Below are 18,932 nucleotides of genomic sequence, written 5' to 3'. Positions count from 1 at the left end.
TCAAACATATCACTCGTATCCTGTCCATCACAAAGGCGCAGGAATCGACCGGCGGCCCGTCCCGAGTGTATCCGGGGGCAGCTTCAGCCCGATGACTTGGACCGGCGGCCCGGCCCGCGTTCACCGCTCGTCCGGCGAGATGCGTACCGGCACCGATTTCGCGGCCGGCGTCTTGCTCTCCTCGGCGTAGTGCCACAACGGGATGAGCGGGTTGCACTCCGGGAAGTAGGCGGCGACCGTTCCGCGCGGGATGTCGTAGTCGATCGCCTGGAAGCCGCCCATGCTGCGCGACAGGCCGTCGTCGACGGCAGTCGTCAGGCGAAGCGTGCCGCCCTTGGCGACGCCCAGGCGCTCGCGGTCGAGCGCGTTGATCATCACGATCATGCGCGAATCGTGGATGCCCCGCAGCCGATCGGCATAGCCGTAGACCGTCGTGTTGAACTGGTCGTTCGACCGCAGCGTGATCAGCCGCAGGATGTCCGGATCGTCTCCGTCGTCGAAGCTCGCGGACAGGGCCTTGGGCAGCTTGAAGTTCGCCTTGCCGGTGTCCGTCTCCCACTTGCGGTTCCGGGCCGCCACCGGACGCGGAAAGCCGCCGGGGATGTCGAGGCGCCGGTTGAAGTCGTGGAAATCGTCCGGGAAGGTCTCTTCGATCGCGTCGCGCACGCGCGCATAGTCGGCCACCCATTCGTCCCATGGTACCATCGGGTTCGGCGCGAGCGTCGCCTTGGCGATCTCCGCGACGATCTTCGGCTCCGAGAGCAGATGCGGGCTCGCCGGCCTGTGCCTGCCGTGCGAGGCGTGGATGCAGGTGGTGGAGTCCTCCATCGTGACGATCTGCGGACCGCTCGCCTGCGCGTCGATCTCGGAGCGGACGAGCGTCGGCAGCAGCCAGGTCGACCGCGCCGTCACCAGATGCGTGCGATTGAGCTTGGTGGCGATCTGGACGGAGAGGTCCATGTCGCGCCAGGTGCGCTCCATCAGTTCGCGCTCCGGAATGGCGCGCACGAAATTGCCGCCCAGGCCGATGAATGCCTGCACCGTCCCGGCGGCGATCGCCTCGCAGGCCTCGACCGTGTTCAGGCCGTCCTGCCGCGGCGGCTCGAAGCCGTATTGCGCGGCAAGCCGGTCGAGCGGCACGAGCTTCGCCTTCTCGGCGATGCCGACCGTGCGCTGGCCCTGGACGTTGGAATGGCCCCGCACCGGGCAGATGCCGGCGCCCGGCTTGCCGAGATTGCCGCGCATCAGGAGCAGGTTGATCAGCATCTGCACGTTGTCGACGCCCAGCCGATGCTGCGTCAGGCCCATGCCGAAGATGGCGATGACGGCTTTCGCCCGCGCATAGGTGGCGCCCGCCGCTTCGAGCGCGGCGCGGGTCAGGCCGCTCGTCGTCTCGATCTCGGTCCAGGACGTCGCGCGCACCCTGGCTTCGAAGGCCTCGAAACCGTGCGTGTGTTCGGCGATGAAGGCTTCGTCGAGGACGCGCTCGCGGCCGGCGCGCCGCGCCGCGTCGTCGAGTTCGAACACCGACCTGGCGATGCCCATCATGGCCGCGATGTCGGCGCCCGCACGCGGCTGGCAGTATTGGGTGGCGATCTGCGTCGGACTGTTGGTCAGCATCTGGCCGGGACGCTGCGGATTGACGAAGGCCTCCCAGCCGCGCTCGCGCAGCGGGTTGAAGACGATGATCGGCACGTCGCGCTCGCGCGCCTCCTGCAGGCTGTGCAGCAGGCGCGGCGCATTCGTTCCGACGTTCTGGCCGAAGGAGAGGATGCAGTCGGTCTGGGCGAAATCCTCCAGAAGCACGGTGCCCACCGGCGTGCCGATGCTCTGCGGCAGGGCCACCGACGTGGTCTCGTGGCACATGTTGGAACTGTCGGGCAGGTTGTTGTTGCCGTAGAGCCGGGCCAGCAGCTGGTACATGTACGACGTTTCCAGCGAGGCGCGGCCGGAGGCGTAGAACACGACGTTCTTCGGATCGTATCCCTTCAGCTTCCCGCCGATGTCCTGGAAGGCCTGCTCCCAGCTCGTCTCGACATAGCGGTCGGTGGCTGCGTCGTAGCGCATCGGATGCGTCAGCCGGCCCTCGTTCTCGAGATCGAAGTCGGACCAGTCCAGCAGTTCCGTGACCGTGTGGCGGGCGAAGAAGTCGGGCGTGGTGCGCTTGGAGGTCAGGTCCCAGAACGTCGCCTTGCCGCCGTTCTCGCAGAACTCGGCAGCGTGCGGCTGCGCCGGCTTCGCCCAGGCGCAGCTGGTGCACATGTAGCCGCCGGGCTTGTTGTGGTCCTTCACCAGGCTGCCCAGCGTCGCGACCGCCTTCTGCGCCTTGGCGTGACGGGCGAGCGACTTGACGGAGCCCCAGCCGCCCGTCGGCTGGTCGTAGGTCTTGTGGCGGGCGCGTCGCGTCATCGAGGTTCTCCCGGTTGATCTCCGCAAATGCCGCCCGGCCCGATCGGTTCCTCACGCCAAAGGCGCCCGCCGCACCCGGCCCGCCCTGGCAGCCGCGCTGGAACAACGGCGCGGCGCGTTGGTTTGGAGCGTCCACGATCGAGGGCGACGCCATGAGCACGAACGAACGCGAGACCGGAGCCCGAAAGCTCCAGCCGATCCCTCCCCGCACCGAGACGGACCAGAATGCCGCGCTGCCGAAGAAGCCGGGCTCGTCGGGAAAGACGCCACCCGTCGACACGCCGGACGATCCGGGCGGGCTGCCGCCGGATCCGCGATAGCGCGGACGGAGGAGCACCATGGCCATCGCCGCCTCCGCACCGCGTCCCGCCCGACTCGACGGAACGACGCGGGCCGGCTGGCTCTTCGTCGGTTTCTCGGTCGGCGGTTTCTTCGACGGGATCGTCCTGCACCAGATCCTGCAGTGGCACCATCTGCTGTCGGGGCTGGACGGGCCGGCAGGCTCCGACCTCCCCTTCCAGATCATGGCCGACGGACTGTTTCACCTCGTGATGTACCTCGTCGCTCTGGCGGGGGCGGTACTCCTGGTGATGGCGCGCGCGTCGGGCGCACGCGGCGGATCCACGAGCGAGATCCTGCGGCTCGTCCTGATCGGCTTCGGCAGCTGGCATGTCACCGACGCCGTCCTCTCCCACTGGCTGCTCGGGCTGCACCGGATCCGGATGGACAGCGACACCCCGCTGGCCTGGGACATCGGCTGGCTCGTCGTCTTCGGGATCGCGCCGCTGGTGCTCGCCGCCATTCTGCCGCACCGCGGGGGGCCGTCCCGGGGAGCGGCAGCCGCCGCAGCCTCGGTCGCGCTCACAGCCGGGCTCATCGCCGCCGCCGGTCCGCGCTTTTCCGGCCAGCAGGAGACCATCGTCGTCTTTCGCCCAGGCATGAGCGAGCCCGCCATGATGCAGGCCGTCCTGGCAGCCGGCAGCCGGCTGAAATGGACCGGCGCGGGCGGAACGGTTTGGGGCGTCGAGACCGTATCCTGGTCGGGCCTCGCCACGCTGCACCGGCGTGGCGCGCTCCTCGTATCCTCGACGCCGGTCCTCGCCGGATGCCTCGCGTGGACCAGAAGCGGATAACCGCATCAGATCATCGGCCGGCCGCCCGTGACCTCGTAGAGGGCGCCCGTGGTGTAGCTTGCATCATCCGAGGCCAGAAGGACATAGGTGGCGGCGAGTTCCGCCGGCTGGCCTGGCCGCTTCATCGGCGTGTTCTGGCCGAAGCTCTCGACTTTCTCCGGCGGCATGGTGGACGGGATGAGCGGCGTCCAGATCGGTCCGGGCGCGACCGCGTTGACGCGGATGCCGCGTTCGGCGACGAGGCCGGCCAGACCCGCCGTGAAGTTGGCGATGGCGCCCTTGGTCGTGGCGTAGGCCAGCAGGGTCGGCGACGGGCTGGTGGCATTGATCGACGAGGTGTTGATGATCGAGGCGCCGGGTTCCATGTGCTTAACAGCCTCCTGGCTGAGGTAGAACATGGCGTAGACATTGGTGCGGAAGGTCAGATCCCATTCCGCCGACGAGATGTCCTCGAACTTCTCGAAGGTCGCCTGATGCGCGGCGTTGTTGACGAGGATGTCGATGCGACCGCACACGTCGACGGTGCGCTGCACCAGCGACCTGGCGAAGCCTTCCTCGCTGATGTCGCCGCGGGCGAGGACGGCCTTGCGACCGGCCTCCTCCACCCAGCGCGCCGTCTCGCGCGCATCCTCGTCCTCTTCGAGATAGGAGATGACGACGTCGGCGCCCTCGCGCGCGAATGCGATGGCCACGGCCCGGCCGATGCCCGAATCCGCGCCGGTGACGAGGGCGACGCGATCGGTCAGCTTGCCGCTTCCGCAATAGCTCTCCTCGCCATGGTCGGGACGCGGGTCCATGTCGCGGGTCTGGCCCGGCATGTCCTGCTGCTGCTTCGGCATCGGGGGCTGCGGATGCTTCGACTGTGGATGCTCCTGCATCGGAAAAGTCCTTTCCTGATCGTTCAGTGTTGATCGTTGGCGTCGGGGGAGTTGCTGGCACCAAGGAAGGCGAGCCGCAGGCCGGTCCGGCGGCGGCGCCGCCGGTTCCGCGGCGACCGGCTCCGGGCGCCGGCCTCGTCCGTCTCAGGCAAAGGCGACGGCTGCGAAGACGGCCGCCGCGATGACGACGAGCACGGTCACGACGAGCCACCAGACACGGTGCCCGCCCGGTGCCTCGACGCCGGGCATCGCCTGCATGGCGCTGCCGGTGCTGGTCTGCGGCGGACGGTGCGTGATACCCGACGGCGCGGGTGCGGAGCCGCCGGATGGCGCCCCGCCCGCCTCGGAATCGGTCTCCATCGGCGCGGCTGCCGGGTCGAAGCCGGGCATCTTGTCGCCCGTCTCGCCCCTGTCGACGGCCGCGCGGTCGCCGATGCCGCCGGCCTCCGGACGCCCGCTCACGTCGAGCCTCCCCGCCCACGCGTGCGGCGCGCAGCTTTCTGGGCCATGCCGGCGGGTGCTACAGTCGGGCCGGTCGCGGCACTGGTCACTGCGCGCGCTCCCAGCCGGGTTTCAGCACGACCTTGGTCGTATCGTTCTGCTCGTCGGCGAACTTCCGGTAGCCCTCGGCGGCGTCTTCCAGCGCCATGCGGTGGCTGATCAGGAAAGTCGTGTCGATCCGCTTCTCCCGGATCATGTCGAGGAGCTTCGGCAGGTAGCGCTGCACATGCGTCTGGCCCGTGCGGATGGTGAGGCCCTTCTGCATCAGCGCGCCGATCGGGAACTTATCGATCATGCCGCCATAGACGCCCGGGATGGAGACGCGACCGCCCTTGCGGCACGCCATCAGCGCCTCGCGCAGCACGTGCGGCCTGTCGGTCTCCAGCATCAGCGCCTGCTTGGCGCGGTCGTAGACATTGTCGATCGAGAAGCCGTGGCTCTCCATGCCCACCGCATCGATCACCGCGTCCGGCCCGATGCCGCCGGTCATGTCGAGCAGCGCCTCCAGCACGTTGGCGGTGGTGTAGTCCAGCGTCTGCGCGCCGAGATCTGCCGCCAGTTGCAGCCGCCGCGGATAGTGATCGATGGCGATCACCCGCGCCGCGCCCATGATGAGCGCGCTCTGGATCGCGAAGAGCCCGACCGGGCCGCATCCCCAGACGGCGACGGTGTCGCCCTCCTCGATCTCGCAGTTCTCCGCGGCCATCCAGCCCGTCGGCAGGATGTCGGACAGGAAGAGGACGTCATCGTCTTCAAGCTCGTCCGGAACCACGATCGGGCCGACGTCGGCGAAGGGCACGCGGACATATTCGGCCTGGCCTCCGGCATAGCCGCCGGTCATGTGCGAATAGCCGAAGAGCCCGCTCATCTGATGGCCGTAGAGGGTCTCGGAAATGTCGGCCTGATCGGCGGGATTGGAGTTGTCGCAGGCGGAGTACTGCAGCCTGGAACAATGGTAGCAGGCGCCGCAGGCGATGACGAAGGGCACCACCACGCGCTGGCCCTTGCGCAGGTCGCTCACGCCCTTGCCCGTCTCGACGATCTCGCCCATGAACTCGTGGCCGAGCACGTCGCCGGCCTGCATCGTCGGGATCATGCCGTCATAGAGATGCAGATCGGAGCCGCAGATCGCGGTCGACGTCACCTTGATGATGATGTCGCGCGGATTGACGATCGCCGGATCGTCGACCGTTTCGACGCGGACGTCCTTCTTGCCCTGCCAGGTCAGTGCTCGCATCGTCTGCTCCTTACCGTGCGTTCGCGGAAACGGGGCGGGTGCGCGCGGTCGCGACCTCGCCGGTTTCCATCAACTGCTTGAATCGCTTGAGATCGCGCCGCGCCTGGATGCTCGGCTCGCGCTGGAACATCTTGGCGACCATGGCGCCCACGGCTCCGCCGGGCGGGTCGTAGGAGATGGTCAGGTCGACCTCGGTGCCCCGGTTGCCCGGTGCGTCGCGGAAGGTGATCCTGCCGGCATTGGGGACCGAGGCGCCCTCCTCCGACCTCCAGGCGATCCTCTCGCCGGGAACGTCGTCGACGATCCGCGACACGAACTCGATCGAGCTGCCGCCCGGCCCTTCGACCGACCAGCGCGAGCGGGTGTCGTCGAGGGAGACAACGGAGGCGACGTTCTCCATGAAATCCGGGAAACGCGTGACGTCCCGCCAGGCGCGGTAGACCTCGTCCCGGGGCTTTGCGATGGTGACGGAGCGCCCGACGATGCGGGCGGAGCCCGGAGGCTGGCGCCTCTGCGACCGCCGCGGCGCGTCTTCCAGCCCGTGGCGCAGCCCGTCGCCGCGGCGCGACAGGACGGCGGCACCGACCACGCCTGCGGCGACGGCCAGCAGTCCGAGCGCCAGCGGCGCGGTGGAGCCCGACCGGGCGTCTCGATACGGGCGCCGGGTCATCCGCCGATCACCGCGTAGGTGGTGAGCGGGCCGAGCGCCATTACGGTGGCGACCGCGAGCGCGATGCGGTCGAGCGCCGCAAGACGGCGATCGGATACCGGCTTCGGCTGGTGGAGGGGATAGGTTTCCCTCGTCTGGACGTGCTGCACCACTGGTCTTCTCCTCGTGCGAGTGTGTCGATGTGCCGGAAGGCAGCGGAGGCGGGGCTTTGGCCGTGGCGGCGCAAGGCTCCTTCTCCCTTCATCGATCCAACCGCCCGTTGCGGCCTTTGTTCCCTGCGGCGGGAAGCGTGAGCGCGAGAAGACGGGCCCGGGTTGCGGCCGCACGAGGACGACCGGTCCGCGTGCGCGGCGGCGCACGGGCGATCCGGCCGGCATGGGCACCGGTCAGCAGGGCGGCGGCTCGACCATCGGAGGCCGCGCCGTCTTCGTGCAGAGGAAGACCTCGCGTTCCGGATGGGCGACGATCCGGAAGCCCGAGCTGCGCAGCATCGCCTGCATCGCCGCCACGTTCGGCACGAACCAGTTGGTCGGATCGCCCGCATAGCGATGCTCGACGAAATGCAGCTTGGGGAAATCGCTCCGGTCGAACACGGTCCATTCGTCGATGGAATAATCGGCGGCGACCGGTTCGGCCGCTCCGCTGCCGCGCGACAGCGACTGGAACAGGAGCAGATCGTCGGCGACATGCTCGTGGATCATGTCGAGCGCCAGAAGCGGATGGCGCAGGTGGTAGAAGACGCCCATGAACAGGACCAGATCGAACCGCCGGGACAGCCGCGGCAGGTCGTAGACCGACATCCGCCTGAAATCGATCTCGACGCCGGCGACCCCGGCGGCGAGCCGGGCCTGCTCGAGGTAGCGCTCGTCATGGTCGATGGCGACCACGTCGCCCGCACCGCGCCGCTTCATCTCCAGCGCATAGAAGCCCGCATTGCAGCCGATCTCCAGGACCGACCGGCCCTCGAGATCGTCCGGCAGCACATGCGCGAAGCCTTCCCATTTGGCGCGCGGATAGTCGCCGAGAAAGTGGTCCGGCGCCGTCTCGACGCCGCCGATGGCCATGTTCTGGAACCATGGCCCCAGTTCGCGGATGCGGTGCTCGATCTTCTTCGACGCGTTGTTCCGGCTCATCACTCGGCAGCCTCCAGCTTGCTGCCGGCCCGTTGCTCGCTGAACCAGGCGATGGTGTGGGCGAGGCCCTCGTCGAGCGCGACCTTCGGCTCCCAGCCGAGCAGGGCGCGGGCCCGCGAGATGTCGGGCTGGCGCCGGCGCGGGTCGTCCTGCGGGAGCGGCAGCCTGCGGATGCCCCGCGCCGTCGGTATCTTGCGCGAGACGATGCGGGCCAGTTCCTCGACGGTGAATTCCCCGGGATTGCCCAGATTGACGGGGCAGCCGGGATTCGGGTCGACGCGCATGAGGCGCACCAGCCCGTCGATGAGGTCGCTGACATAGCAGAAGGAGCGGGTCTGGCTGCCGTCGCCGAAAACCGTCATCCGTTCGCCCGCAAGCGCCTGGACGATGAAGTTGGAGACGATCCGGCCGTCGTCGGCGCGCATCCGCGGGCCGTAGGTGTTGAAGATGCGGGCGATGCGCGCGTCGGCGCGGCCCACCCGCAGGAAGTCGAAGCAGATGGTCTCCGCGGCGCGCTTGCCTTCGTCGTAGCAGGCCCGCGGGCCGGTGCAATTGACGCTGCCGACATAGTCCTCCGTCTGCGGATGCACCTCGGGGTCGCCGTAGATCTCGCTGGTCGAGGCCTGCAGGAAGCGCGCGCCGCGGGCCGCCGCCAGTTCGAGCAGGTTCGAGGTGCCGATGACGCTGGTCATCATGGTGTGGTGCGGATCGGCCTGGTAGCGCGGCGGCGAGGCGGCGCAGGCGAGATTGTAGATCTCGTCGACCCCCTCTTCGTCTATGGACAGCGGCCGCTGGATGTCCTGGCGCACCAGCCGGAAGCCGGGATGCGACGCGAAGCGGGCGATGTTGTCTCCCGTCCCGGACAGAAAACTGTCGATGCAGACGACCCTGCGCCCTTCCTGCAGGAGACGCTCCACGAGATGCGAGCCGAGAAAACCGGCGCCACCGGCCACGAGGCTGGTGCCGTTCGAGCGAACTCCGTTATCGCGCTGCATGATGCGCCTCCGTCGAATGGGTTGAGACAGGTTTCGTTGCTTGCGGCCGGTCCGGGACGAGCGCCGCCGCCAGTTCCTCCGCACGGACCAGGCCGGTGTGGCTGGCAAGGGCAATGCGCATCGCCGCCAGTCCCTGGTCGAGAGCGGCCTTCGTCGGCCTGGAGAGAATGGCGACCACCTCCTCGGCCGTGGCGGCGGTGACGATCGCCTCCGGCTCGGGGAAGAAGTCGCCGAGCCCGTCCCAGCGGTCGCTGATGACCGGCGTGGCACAGGCCGCCGCCTCGAACAGGCGCACGCTCGGCGACCAGCCGACGGCGATCATGTCGCTGCGGGTCACGTTCAGCGTGTAGCGCTGGCGGCTGTAGAAGGACGCGTGGCGTTCCGGCGGCAGATGGTCGATGCGCTCGACATTGTCGGGCCAGCGGATCGATTCCGGGTATTGCGGGCCTGCCACCACGAAGCGGCGCTCGGGCATCAGCCGGGCGGTCCGCAGCAGCAGTTCGTCGAGCGCCGGCTGGCGGTCGGGGCTGTAGGTACCGAGGTAGCCGAGGTCCCAGGTCCTGGCCTCGCCGCTCGGGCGGTAGGCGCCCGCGTCGACCGAGCAGAACAGCGGCGCGGCCCGCCGCACCCCGAAATCCCCTTCCAGGATCTCCAGCGCCCGTCCGCCGGAGAAGGAGAAGACGACGTCGAAGCCGGGAAGCTGGTGCGGCGCGACGTAGGTCTCCTCCCCCCGCGCGAGGCGGGCGAGCGTGACGGGCGTGTCGATGTCGTAGAAGCAGAGCTGCCGCGGCCCCATCCCGGCGATCCGGTCGATCACCTCGATCCCGTCCGGCACGTAGGAGCCGACGATGACGGCGTCGGCCGACCTCAGGGTCGCGCGGTGCGTTTCGAGGTCGTCGACACTGCGGTAGAAGCGGAGCGTGCAATAGTCCGGGTCGGCGAGGTCGCGGTTCTCCAGGTACCAGGACTGCTCGCGCTCCAGGAACAGCACCTCGTGGCCGAGCCGGCCGAGACCGGACAGCAGCGCACGATAGGTCGTGGCATGGCCGTTCCCCCAGGAGGAGGACAGCGACAGTCCGACGAAGACGATCGACAGCGGCCTCATTCGGCCGCCTCGAGGTTGCGGCGCTGCAGGAGCGTCCGGATGACGGCGGCGAAACGGTCGGCACGCGCGGTGTAGGTGTGCTCGGCCAGCACGCGCAGGCGCGCGCGCTCGCCGATCGCGCGGGCGCGCTCCGTCGTCAGTCCCTCCAGCCTCTCGGCAACCTCCTGGCCGTCGCGCGCCTTCAGCACCTCCTCGCCGTCCTTCAGGAACAGGTCGAGCCCGGCCCAGTCGTCGGTGATGAGGCAGGCCCCTGCCCCGGCGGCCTCGAAGACGCGCGTGGCGGGCGAGAAGCCCATCGAGGCCATGCTGTCGCGGCTGATGTTGAGAACGGCCAGCGCCGAGCAGTTGAAGGCGTTGTGATCCGCCGTGGGCACGTGGCCGATGGCGCGGACATTGGCGGGCATGGCCTTGTCGCCCCAGCCCGATCCCCCGAGCAGCATCCGGCGCTGCGGCAGGCGCGCGGCGGCGTCGAGGAAGAAGAGCTCCACCCGGGTCTCCCGGTCCGGCAGGCGGTTGCCGAGAAAGGAGAGGTCCGCCGCGAAGCGCGGATCGGGCGGGACCGGGTGATGGTCGCGCGGGTCGACGGCGTTGTAGATCGGCACGCAGTCGGCGGCGCCGAAGCGGCGGTAGCCGTTGACCACCGGATCGCCGCCGCCATAGGTCAGCACCATGTCGATGCGGGCGAGCTGGCGATGCAGCGGGTGGTCGGGGGCGCCGGCGAGTTCGGCCAGGGTCGCCGGGGCGTCGACGTCCCAGAACAGCATCAGTGCCCGTTCCGCGCAGTGCCTGATCAACAGGTCCAGCAGCGCGTCGTCCTCGTAGCCGCAGCCGCTCGCCTTGACCACGATGTCGGCATCGCGCGCCTCGGCGGCGGCCCGCGCCAGCCCCTCGGCACTGGCTTCGTAGACCACGACCCGGCACCAGTCCGGCGGCTCGATGTCGCGATGCTGCTGGCGGTCGAAGGCATCGGATTCGTAGAAGGTGACGTCGTAGCCGATCTCCGACAGCGCTCTGAGCATGCCGCGATAGTAGGTGGCCGCGCCGTTCCAGTAGGACGAGAGCAGGCTTGATCCGTAGAACGCGATTTTCATTCGGCGGCCTCCGCAACCGGCTGGTTCCCATGGCGCGCCACCAGGCCGAGCAGCTGGTCGGCGCGGTGATCGCAGGTGTGGCGGGCAAGGATCGTCTCGAGGCCGCTCGCCGCCAGGACGCGACGCAGGTCCGGATCGTGGCGCAAGGCCCGCATGTGCCCGGTCATCTCGTCCTCGCCGCGGGCGACGAGATAGTCGCGGCCCGGCCGGAACAGGCCCTCGCGATCCTCCCAGGGCGCGCAGATCAGCGGGATGCCGCAGGCGAGCGCCTCGAAGACGCGGATGGTGGGAATGCCCGGCAGCGCCTCCACATAGGGCCGCCGCGGGACGTGCACCGTGAAGCGGTGGCGGGCGAAGGCCCGCGGAACCTCGTGATTGGCGATCCAGCCGCCATAGCGGATGCCGGCCTCGCGCAGCGACGCCAGTGCCTCGTCCGGATAGCGCACGCCGCGGACGGTGGCGTCGAGGCCGAGCCGGCGCGCGGGCTGGATGAGGAAGCTGCGCAGTTCCGCGCTGCGCTCGCCGTCGCCCCAGTTGCCGATCCAGACGAGCTCATGCTCGGGCTCGACGTCGGGCATCGGCCGGAACAGCGCGACGTCGGCAGCCTCGTGGAACGTCTCCACCTGGCGGCCCCAGCCGGCCGCGAGGTAGCGCTCTTTCAGGGTGTCGCCGAAGGCCAGAACCCCGTCGTAGCCGTCGAGATGCAGCCCGGCGATCTCCGGCTCCCGCGACACGGCCCGATGGTGGGTGTCGTGGAAATAGAGCAGGAACCGCCCTCCGGCGCGGCGCAGCCGGCCGATGCGAGCGACCAGCGCCGGATCCGTCCATTCGTGCACCACAACGACGTCCGCATCCGCGCAGGCCGCCTCGTGATCGAACTCCGGCCCGTAATCCTGCCAGCGCAGGCCCGGAAAGGCCTGTGCGAAGCGCTCTGAGGGCGGCATGCCGCCCTCCGCGGCGAGGTTCGCCCGGCTCCAGCCGTCCGCCGGCTCGAGCGCCAGGGCGTCGTGCCCCTTCGCCTGCAGCGCCCGCATCAGGCCGCGCAGGAAATGCGCGTTGCCGTGATTCCAGTCGGAGACCAGAGAGTGCGTGTAGAACAGGAAACGCATCAGAAGGCCTCCTTCGCAGCCGGCGCGGTCTTCGCCAGGCAGCGGGAATAGATTTCGGCCATGGCCTCGGCCTGCCGGTCGGGCGTGAACCGCCTCGACCGTGCCAGAGCCAGCGAACCGTTGGCACCGCGCAGCGCGCCGTCGCGGATCAGCAGATTGGCCTTGGCGGCGAGATCGGCGGGATCGGCCGGATCGAAGAACAGCGCCGCCCCCTTCCACAGTTCCCGGTAGGTCGGGATGTCGGCCAGAAGCAGGGCCGCGCCGGCCCGGGCACCTTCGAGGGCGGCGAGACCGAAAGGCTCGTAGATCGACGGCGAGACGACGATGCCGGCGCGCCGCACGTGATCGAGCACGCGATCGTGCCCCAGCGCGCCGGGGCTGCGCACATCGGGAAGCTCACGGCGCTGGCCGGTCGGGCTCTCCAGGGGGCCGGCCATCACCACTGGCCAGTCGATCGAGGGGGCCGCCTGGGAGAGGACGTCGCCGTTCTTGCCTTCGTCCCACCAGCGGCCGGCGGCGAACAGGAAGGGCTCGCGTGGCGCGCCAGCAAGGAAAGCGGCGATGCCGTTGTATGCCACCTCGATGCGGAACGGCGGATCGTAGCAGGCTTCGATCGCCTCCGCGTAGCTGCCGGTCGGAACGACGACGGCATCCGCGGCCTCCATGCCGGCCTGATTCAGCCGCTGGTGCCACTGCCATTCCCGGGGCAGCGGCGTTCCCTTCACCGCTCTCCACCAGGTCGGAAGGCAGGAATGGACGACGCTGACGACCGGAACGGTGACGTCGAGGCCGACGACCTGCGACGGAGCGTTGAGATGGACCAGGGCGGCGTCGCATTCTCTGGCGAGCGCGGCCAGCGCCGGTCCAAGCTTGGACAGCCGTTCCGGTCCGTCCACCATCCAGTCGAGGGGCTGGTCGAGCCAGACCAGTTCGCCAAGGCGTCGCGCTTCCTGTTCCTGTGCGGCGCTCGGTGCCGGACCGAGGACGGCGAAGACGGTTCGATATCCCTGCGCCGGCAAGGCGCGGGCGAGTTCCATCGCGTAGCGCCAGACACCCCCGACGGCATCGACCGTCATCAGGATCACCGTCCCATCGTCTCTGTTCGGCCATCGCATCGGCGGCGCATGGAGCGGAAAGGCGTCCCGGGAGACGGCGGACCTCATGCCGAGAGCCTCCTCTGCCTTGCCGCCGGTGCATCGGCGAAGCGCTCCGCCTGCAGCCAGCGGGCGAGGCGCAGGACGCCCCGTTTCCACGGGATGGTCGGCTGCCAGCCGGTCGCAGCCTGCAGGCGCGCGGTGTCGGCGACGAAGTAGAGTTGGTCGCCGGTCCGCCAGGGCTCGTGCGCGGTCTCGACCGGTTCGCCGATGATGCGTGCCATCTCGGCCAGAACCATGGACAGGCTGACGGCGTTGGACGGGCCGCCGCCGAGATTGAAGGCCTGGCCGCTCAGCCGGCCGACGTTCGCGTGCAGCGCCCGGTAGGCGGCCACCGCGTCGTCGACGTCGAGGATGTCGCGGACCTGATGGCCGTCGCCGAAGATGGTGATCCTCTCGCCGCGGAGCGCCCTGATCAGGAAGTGGGCGACCCAGCCCTGATCCTCGGTGCCGAACTGGCGCGGGCCGTAGATGCAGCTCATCCGCAGCACCGCCGCCGGCATGCCGTAGGACTTGGCATAGTCGAGGACGTACTGGTCGGCGGCGCCCTTGGAGCATCCGTAGGGCGTGCAGAAGTCGAGGCTGCGGTCCTCGCCGATGCCGTTCCTGGCGATCTGGGGATCGGCCGGCTGGTGACACTTCGCCGTCGCCACCGTGTCGATGTCCTCGAGCGCTCCGTAGACCTTGTTGGTGCTGGCGAAGATGACGCCAGGGCGGCGCGGGGCGGCGCGCGCGCCTTCGAGCACGTTCAGCGTGCCGCGAACATTCACCTCCATGTCCTCGATGGGATGATCGAGGCTGGTCGTCACCGCCGTCTGTCCGGCGAGATGGAACACAACGCTGGCGTCGCGCACGGCGTCGCGCACCTGCGCGGCGTCGCGCACGTCGGCGATGCAGGAGTGGACCCTGTCGCCGAACTGGTCGCGCAGCCAGGCCAGATTGGAATCGACACCGGGTCGGGCGAGGCTGTCGAAGATGACGACGTCCCTGCCTTCGCGCAGGTAGGACGAGGCGAGGTTGCTGCCGATGAAGCCGCTGCCGCCGGTGATCACCACCGGAGCGACGCTGGAGGCGATCGAGGGCTTGGCGAGGGTGAAGAGCTCCTGCACCCGGCGTACCCCGCCCTCCTGCAGGAGCCGCGCCAGAAGCTTCGGCCGGCCGCCATGCTCGGTCGCACCGAGGTGGTAGTGGCGGGGGTCGAACCAGAGGCCTTCCTGCACCGCCACGTCGTGCGGCACGTCGCGCCAGCTGTACCAGTAGACCCGGTCGGCCGGCACGCTCAGCGCCGCCATGAAGCGGCGCACCTGCTCCACCTCGTCCTGGCGCCAGGTCGAGTAGCCGGTTTCGGTGACCCACAGCTCCGCCCCGGGGTTGTAGACGTCGACGATGCGGCGCAGCTCGCCCAGATGCAGGTCCCAGCCGTTCCAGCTGCCCTCGTCGCTGTCCCAGGTGCCCGGAAAGCCGTGGAAGCCGACCGCGGAGACGACGTCGAGGACGCCGCGCTGACCCATCAGGTTGATCCAGGCCGGATCGAACGGGCACGGCGCGCCGAGCACTGCCTTCCAGCCGCGTTTCTGCACCCAGTAGGCGGCGCCGCCCACCATCTCGCAGAACAGCGAGAAGTCCTTGTCCTCACGCCAGTCCCAGTCGAGCAGGTTGTTGGGCTCGTTCCAGAGTTCGATGTGCCGGAAATGCCGCCCGTAACGGTCGATGACGTGGTCGACGAAGTCGGCGTAGTCCTTGAGGCGACGCGGAGCGCCGGTCGCCTTGCCCGTCCGCGACAGCGACGGCGGCGTGTAGTGGATGCAGGGCAGAACGTCGAGTTCGGCCGACAGTTTCGGCAGCAGCCAGTCGAACCACTCCTCCCCGCCTGGCGCCAGATACTCCGCCCAGGAGAGATGCGTGCGCAGATGCGTCGCGCCGGAGGCGACGATTTCGGGCAGCACGTCCTCTGTCCGTCCGTACTCGCCCGGACGGAACCATTCGACGAAACCGAAGCCGGACCGGGCCGGATGCAGGCGCGCATTCATGCCACCAGCCCCCGCCGTTCGAGTTCGCTGCGCATCTGGCCGTTGCGGTCGACGACCGTCTCGCGGCGCACCCATTCGACGAAGGGCTCGAGCGACGTTTCGAGCCGATGCTCCGCGGTAAAGCCCAGGAGGTCGCGGGCGCGGGCCGTCGAGGCGAAGCAGTGGCGGATGTCGCCGCTGCGCGCCTTGCCGAGGATTTCCGGCTGGAGGTCCGGCACGCCCATTGCCGAAGCCAGCAGTTCCGCCACCCGAGCGATGGAGTAGGAGCGGCCGCTGCCGATGTTGACCACCTCGCCTGCCGCGGCCGGGCTCGCCAGCGCCAGGCGGAAGGCCCGAGCCACGTCCTCGACATGGACGAAGTCGCGCCGCTGCTCGCCATCCTCGAAAACGGTCGGCCGCTGGCCGCCGGCCAGGCGCGACGCGAAATTGGCAAGGACGCCGGTGTAGGGATTGGACAGCGCCTGGCCGGCACCGAACACGTTGAACAGGCGCAGCGCCACGACCGGCACGTCGTAGGCGGCGCCGAAGATCATCACCGCCCGCTCCTGGGCGAACTTGGTCAGCGCATAGATGGAGGCGAGGTCGACGGGCTTGTCCTCGTCCGTGGGCACCGGCTCGAGCCGCCTGCCCTCCTTGTCGCGCGGGTCCCACCGGCCCGTCCCGATCATATCGCGGTGGCGGCGGACCTGGTCGTGCAGCCGCCCGTCGGCGTCGCGGTACCGGCCCTCGCCGTAGACGCTCATCGACGAGGCGACGACGATCGATTTCACCGGATGCTCGATCAGCGCCTCGAGCAGCACGGCCGTCGCGAACTCGTTGCCGCCGACATAGCGGGCGATTTCGTACATGGACTGACCGACGCCGACTTCGGCTGCCAGGTGCGCGACGTGATCGACCCCCCGCACCGCCCGGCGACAGAGGTCCGCGTCGCGAACGTCGCCGATGACGTACTCCGCTCCGTCGATGCGCGCCGGCTCGCCGGCCGGGTGCACCTGTTCCACGAGACTGTCCAGAACGCGGACGCGGTAGCCGTGGCGGAGAAGTTCCGAGACGAGATGGCGTCCGATGAAACCCATGCCGCCCGTGACGAGTACTGTGCTTACCACCCTGAATTCCCTTGCCGTTTGCGACCACTTCTCGTCGCACCGAACCGGGCCGGCAGCGGAATGTTCCGGATGAAGCTGCTGATGAGGTTGAAGAGGAAGAAGCGGGTCGCCGCGCCCCGCACGACCCCCGTCGGCGGAACCCGCGGCGCCCGATGCCGTTCGACGGAAGGCGCTTCGTGGCCCGGCCGCGCATCGGGTCCGCGGCCGGTTCCGGCCCGCGCGGCGTCCCGGCACGCTTCATCTTCATCATCTTCTTCCGGAACATCTTCGGCCTGCGGCTGTTCGGCGAACGCAATGATTGGAGAAGCCGATGAACATGCATGCCAAGACGGACACCCGGCGGGAGCGCGTGTCCTCGCGCGTGATGCGGGCGGCCGTCCTGACCGGACCGCGCACCATCGATCTGCGGGAGGTTCCGATGCCTGAACCGGGACCCGGCGAGGTGCGGGTCCGGCTCGAAGGCTGCGGCGTCTGCGCGTCCAACGTGACGCCCTGGACGGGTCCGGAATGGATGCGTTTCCCGACTGCGCCGGGCGATCTCGGTCACGAAGGCTGGGGCGTCGTCGACGCGGTCGGCCGGGACGTTCGCCAGCTGCGGGAAGGCGACCGCGTCACGACGCTGTTCCAGAAGAGCTATGCGGAGTTCGATGTCGGCCCGGCGGACCAGGCGGTTCCGCTGCCCTCCGCGCTCGGTGACGCGCCGCTGCCGGGCGAGCCGCTCGGCTGCGCGGTCAACGTGATCCGGCGGGCGCGGCTGCAGCCGGGCGAAACGGTGGCCGTGGTCGGGCTCGGCTTCATGGGCCTGCTCCTCGTCCGGCTGGCGTCGCTGGCCGGCGCCCGGGTTGTTGCGGTCGGCCGCAAGCCGCAGGCGCGGGCGCGGGCGCTCGACATGGGCGCCGCCATGGCCGTCGCCACGGAAGACGCCGCCGCCTCGGCCGCCGAGATCGCCAGAGATGGCCTGTTCGACTGCGTGATCGAGGCCACGGGCTACCAGGAACCGCTCGATCTGGCGGCGACACTGACCACCACACGCGGCCGCCTCGTCATCGCCGGCTACCACCAGGATGCGCCGCGCCGGGTCGACATGCAGCTCTGGAACTGGCGCGGACTCGACGTCATCAACGCACACGAGCGCGATCCCGCAGTCTACCTGGAGGGTACCCGCGAAGCGGTCACGCTGGTGGCGGCGGGGCAACTCGATCCGGCGCCGCTCTACACCCACGTTCTGCCGTTCGACCGGCTGAACGAAGCCCTGGAGCTTGCCGCCACGCGGCCGGAAGGTTTCGTCAAGTCGCTGGTGGTGATGCCATGACCGTGCCCCGGAGAGCCGTCGCCACCGGAGCCGCCCCGGTGCGGCTCGGCTTCCTCGGGGTGGGCTGGATCGGCCTGTCGCGGATGAAGGCTTTGCTGGGCACCGGTCTTGCAGAAGCGGCCGCGCTCGTCGACCCGAACACGGACATGGTCGCGCAGGCGCAGACGATCGCCGGTGACGCCCGGACCTTCGAGAGCCTCGACGCCATGCTCAACCATGGCGTCGACGCGGTCGTCGTCGCGACCCCGAGCGCCCTGCATGCGGAGCAGTCGATCCGGGCGATGGAGGCCGGCGTCGCCGTCTTCTGCCAGAAGCCGCTCGGCCGCTCCGCGGCGGAGGTGGCCGCCGTGGTGGACGCCGCAAGACGCAATGATCTGCCGCTCGGACTCGACCTGTCCTACCGGCACACGGCGTCCATGCGGCACATCCGGGGCCTGATCGGCGACGGATCGCTGGGCAGGGTCCACATGATCGATCTCGTCTTCCACAACGGCTACGGCCCCGACAAACCCTGGTTCTACGATCGCCGCCTGTCGGGTGGGGGATGCCTGATGGATCTTGGCATCCATCTCGTCGATCTCGCGCTCTGGTCCCGGGACTTTCCGGCGGTCGCTTCGGTCACGGGCCATCTCATGCGCGCCGGCGAGCCCTGGGACGGGAGCGACGCGACGGTGGAGGACCTCGCCTTCGCCACGCTGGTGACGCAGGACGGCACGCTGATCCGCTTCGCCTGCTCGTGGAAGCTCGACGTCGGCCGCGAGGCCGACATCTCCGCGACCTTCCATGGCACGCGTGCGGCGGCCCGCTTCGCCAATGTCGGCGGCTCGTTCTACGACTTCACCGCCGAACTCCTGACCGGAACGAGCGCGGCCACGCAGGTCTCGGGACCCGACGACTGGGGCGGGCGCGCCGCGCTGCACTGGCTGGGTAAGGTCGAGGCGGGCGGTTTCGATCCGGACTGCCTGCAGTTCACGGCGGTCGCGGAGGTTCTGGACTGCGTCTATGCCTCGGCTTCGCCCTCCGGCACGGCGCGATCGGGCCGGGTCTTCGCCTGAGCGGGCAAGAGCGA

Annotated in this window: 18 protein-coding genes; 4 read left to right on the top strand and 14 right to left on the bottom strand. The window is 69.4% G+C overall.

Annotated elements, in window-relative coordinates; all coding sequences use genetic code 11:
• Positions 1-120: 120 nt before the first annotated feature.
• Positions 121-2,409, bottom strand: coding sequence for an FdhF/YdeP family oxidoreductase (locus tag IAI54_RS03515; RefSeq protein ID WP_187971042.1), 2,289 nt, complete (start codon positions 2,407-2,409; stop codon positions 121-123).
• Positions 2,410-2,561: 152 nt separating this feature from the next.
• Here IAI54_RS03515 and IAI54_RS03510 point away from each other — a divergent pair, with 152 nt between their 5' ends.
• Together IAI54_RS03510 and IAI54_RS03505 are read left to right on the top strand one after the other, a co-directional pair.
• Positions 2,562-2,729 carry a hypothetical protein gene (locus IAI54_RS03510; protein ID WP_187971041.1) on the top strand — a complete coding sequence of 56 codons (168 nt, stop codon included), beginning with the start codon at positions 2,562-2,564 and terminating at the stop codon, positions 2,727-2,729.
• Positions 2,730-2,747: 18 nt separating this feature from the next.
• Positions 2,748-3,542 carry a DUF2243 domain-containing protein gene (locus IAI54_RS03505; RefSeq protein WP_187971040.1) on the top strand — a complete coding sequence of 265 codons (795 nt, stop codon included), beginning with the start codon at positions 2,748-2,750 and terminating at the stop codon, positions 3,540-3,542.
• A gap of 5 nt (positions 3,543-3,547) precedes the next feature.
• Here IAI54_RS03505 and IAI54_RS03500 read toward each other — a convergent pair whose 3' ends face one another.
• From IAI54_RS03500 to IAI54_RS03440, 13 genes are all read right to left on the bottom strand, one after another.
• Complete coding sequence (locus tag IAI54_RS03500; protein ID WP_187971039.1) at positions 3,548-4,420, bottom strand: SDR family oxidoreductase; 873 nt, start codon at positions 4,418-4,420, stop codon at positions 3,548-3,550.
• Positions 4,421-4,564: 144 nt separating this feature from the next.
• Positions 4,565-4,882, bottom strand: coding sequence for a hypothetical protein (locus IAI54_RS03495; protein ID WP_187973409.1), 318 nt, complete (start codon positions 4,880-4,882; stop codon positions 4,565-4,567).
• Between the two features lie 85 nt (positions 4,883-4,967).
• Positions 4,968-6,158: a zinc-dependent alcohol dehydrogenase gene (locus tag IAI54_RS03490; protein WP_187971038.1), complete on the bottom strand. Its 1,191-nt coding sequence runs from the start codon at positions 6,156-6,158 to the stop codon at positions 4,968-4,970.
• 10 nt (positions 6,159-6,168) lie between these two features.
• A complete protein-coding gene (locus IAI54_RS03485) occupies positions 6,169-6,828 on the bottom strand; it encodes an SRPBCC family protein (RefSeq protein ID WP_187971037.1) in 660 nt (219 codons plus the stop codon).
• The gene (locus IAI54_RS03480; RefSeq protein WP_187971036.1) at positions 6,825-6,980 is read right to left on the bottom strand and encodes a hypothetical protein; all 156 of its coding nucleotides are present in this window, start codon (positions 6,978-6,980) and stop codon (positions 6,825-6,827) included. The genes IAI54_RS03485 and IAI54_RS03480 overlap by 4 nt, the downstream gene beginning before the upstream one ends.
• Positions 6,981-7,214: 234 nt before the next feature.
• Positions 7,215-7,961 carry a TIGR04290 family methyltransferase gene (locus IAI54_RS03475; protein ID WP_187971035.1) on the bottom strand — a complete coding sequence of 249 codons (747 nt, stop codon included), beginning with the start codon at positions 7,959-7,961 and terminating at the stop codon, positions 7,215-7,217.
• A complete protein-coding gene (locus tag IAI54_RS03470) occupies positions 7,961-8,956 on the bottom strand; it encodes a UDP-glucuronic acid decarboxylase family protein (protein WP_187971034.1) in 996 nt (331 codons plus the stop codon). Before IAI54_RS03470 ends, IAI54_RS03475 begins: the two co-directional genes overlap by 1 nt.
• The gene (locus IAI54_RS03465) at positions 8,943-10,061 is read right to left on the bottom strand and encodes a CgeB family protein (RefSeq protein WP_187971033.1); all 1,119 of its coding nucleotides are present in this window, start codon (positions 10,059-10,061) and stop codon (positions 8,943-8,945) included. The genes IAI54_RS03470 and IAI54_RS03465 overlap by 14 nt, the downstream gene beginning before the upstream one ends.
• Complete coding sequence (locus tag IAI54_RS03460; RefSeq protein ID WP_187971032.1) at positions 10,058-11,152, bottom strand: CgeB family protein; 1,095 nt, start codon at positions 11,150-11,152, stop codon at positions 10,058-10,060. Before IAI54_RS03460 ends, IAI54_RS03465 begins: the two co-directional genes overlap by 4 nt.
• Positions 11,149-12,261 (bottom strand): CgeB family protein, encoded by a 1,113-nt coding sequence (locus tag IAI54_RS03455; protein ID WP_187971031.1) that lies wholly within the window; start codon positions 12,259-12,261, stop codon positions 11,149-11,151. The genes IAI54_RS03460 and IAI54_RS03455 overlap by 4 nt, the downstream gene beginning before the upstream one ends.
• Positions 12,261-13,337, bottom strand: coding sequence for a glycosyltransferase family 4 protein (locus tag IAI54_RS03450; RefSeq protein ID WP_187972999.1), 1,077 nt, complete (start codon positions 13,335-13,337; stop codon positions 12,261-12,263). The genes IAI54_RS03455 and IAI54_RS03450 overlap by 1 nt, the downstream gene beginning before the upstream one ends.
• 83 nt (positions 13,338-13,420) lie before the next feature.
• On the bottom strand, positions 13,421-15,445 hold the full coding sequence (locus tag IAI54_RS03445) for an NAD-dependent epimerase/dehydratase family protein (RefSeq protein WP_187971030.1): 2,025 nt from the start codon (positions 15,443-15,445) through the stop codon (positions 13,421-13,423).
• Positions 15,442-16,521: an NAD-dependent epimerase/dehydratase family protein gene (locus IAI54_RS03440; RefSeq protein WP_235679365.1), complete on the bottom strand. Its 1,080-nt coding sequence runs from the start codon at positions 16,519-16,521 to the stop codon at positions 15,442-15,444. Before IAI54_RS03440 ends, IAI54_RS03445 begins: the two co-directional genes overlap by 4 nt.
• Before the next feature lie 340 nt (positions 16,522-16,861).
• Here IAI54_RS03440 and IAI54_RS03435 point away from each other — a divergent pair, with 340 nt between their 5' ends.
• Together IAI54_RS03435 and IAI54_RS03430 are read left to right on the top strand one after the other, a co-directional pair.
• Positions 16,862-17,863: an MDR/zinc-dependent alcohol dehydrogenase-like family protein gene (locus IAI54_RS03435; RefSeq protein WP_187971028.1), complete on the top strand. Its 1,002-nt coding sequence runs from the start codon at positions 16,862-16,864 to the stop codon at positions 17,861-17,863.
• Positions 17,860-18,918 carry a Gfo/Idh/MocA family protein gene (locus IAI54_RS03430; RefSeq protein ID WP_187971027.1) on the top strand — a complete coding sequence of 353 codons (1,059 nt, stop codon included), beginning with the start codon at positions 17,860-17,862 and terminating at the stop codon, positions 18,916-18,918. The genes IAI54_RS03435 and IAI54_RS03430 overlap by 4 nt, the downstream gene beginning before the upstream one ends.
• The last annotated feature ends 14 nt before the right edge of the window (positions 18,919-18,932 follow it).

The sequence above is a fragment of the Aquibium microcysteis genome, from assembly GCF_014495845.1.
Classification (GTDB): domain Bacteria; phylum Pseudomonadota; class Alphaproteobacteria; order Rhizobiales; family Rhizobiaceae; genus Aquibium; species Aquibium microcysteis.
Note: the sequence above shows the minus strand (reverse complement) of the source record. Positions and strands in the feature narration are given on the sequence as shown.

Bases quoted from the DNA above. Each gene is read 5' to 3' on its own strand.
- IAI54_RS03475 (WP_187971035.1), bottom strand. From the start codon at position 7,961: ATGAGCCGGAACAACGCGTCGAAGAAGATCGAGCACCGCATCCGCGAA.
- IAI54_RS03435 (WP_187971028.1), top strand. From the start codon at position 16,862: ATGAACATGCATGCCAAGACGGACACCCGGCGGGAGCGCGTGTCCTCG.
- IAI54_RS03440 (WP_235679365.1), bottom strand. From the start codon at position 16,521: ATGGGTTTCATCGGACGCCATCTCGTCTCGGAACTTCTCCGCCACGGC.
- IAI54_RS03460 (WP_187971032.1), bottom strand. From the start codon at position 11,152: ATGAAAATCGCGTTCTACGGATCAAGCCTGCTCTCGTCCTACTGGAAC.
- IAI54_RS03430 (WP_187971027.1), top strand. From the start codon at position 17,860: ATGACCGTGCCCCGGAGAGCCGTCGCCACCGGAGCCGCCCCGGTGCGG.
- IAI54_RS03510 (WP_187971041.1), top strand. From the start codon at position 2,562: ATGAGCACGAACGAACGCGAGACCGGAGCCCGAAAGCTCCAGCCGATC.
- IAI54_RS03515 (WP_187971042.1), bottom strand. From the start codon at position 2,409: ATGACGCGACGCGCCCGCCACAAGACCTACGACCAGCCGACGGGCGGC.
- IAI54_RS03500 (WP_187971039.1), bottom strand. From the start codon at position 4,420: ATGCAGGAGCATCCACAGTCGAAGCATCCGCAGCCCCCGATGCCGAAG.
- IAI54_RS03470 (WP_187971034.1), bottom strand. From the start codon at position 8,956: ATGCAGCGCGATAACGGAGTTCGCTCGAACGGCACCAGCCTCGTGGCC.
- IAI54_RS03465 (WP_187971033.1), bottom strand. From the start codon at position 10,061: ATGAGGCCGCTGTCGATCGTCTTCGTCGGACTGTCGCTGTCCTCCTCC.
- IAI54_RS03445 (WP_187971030.1), bottom strand. From the start codon at position 15,445: ATGAATGCGCGCCTGCATCCGGCCCGGTCCGGCTTCGGTTTCGTCGAA.
- IAI54_RS03490 (WP_187971038.1), bottom strand. From the start codon at position 6,158: ATGCGAGCACTGACCTGGCAGGGCAAGAAGGACGTCCGCGTCGAAACG.
- IAI54_RS03505 (WP_187971040.1), top strand. From the start codon at position 2,748: ATGGCCATCGCCGCCTCCGCACCGCGTCCCGCCCGACTCGACGGAACG.
- IAI54_RS03455 (WP_187971031.1), bottom strand. From the start codon at position 12,261: ATGCGTTTCCTGTTCTACACGCACTCTCTGGTCTCCGACTGGAATCAC.
- IAI54_RS03485 (WP_187971037.1), bottom strand. From the start codon at position 6,828: ATGACCCGGCGCCCGTATCGAGACGCCCGGTCGGGCTCCACCGCGCCG.
- IAI54_RS03450 (WP_187972999.1), bottom strand. From the start codon at position 13,337: ATGACGGTCGATGCCGTCGGGGGTGTCTGGCGCTACGCGATGGAACTC.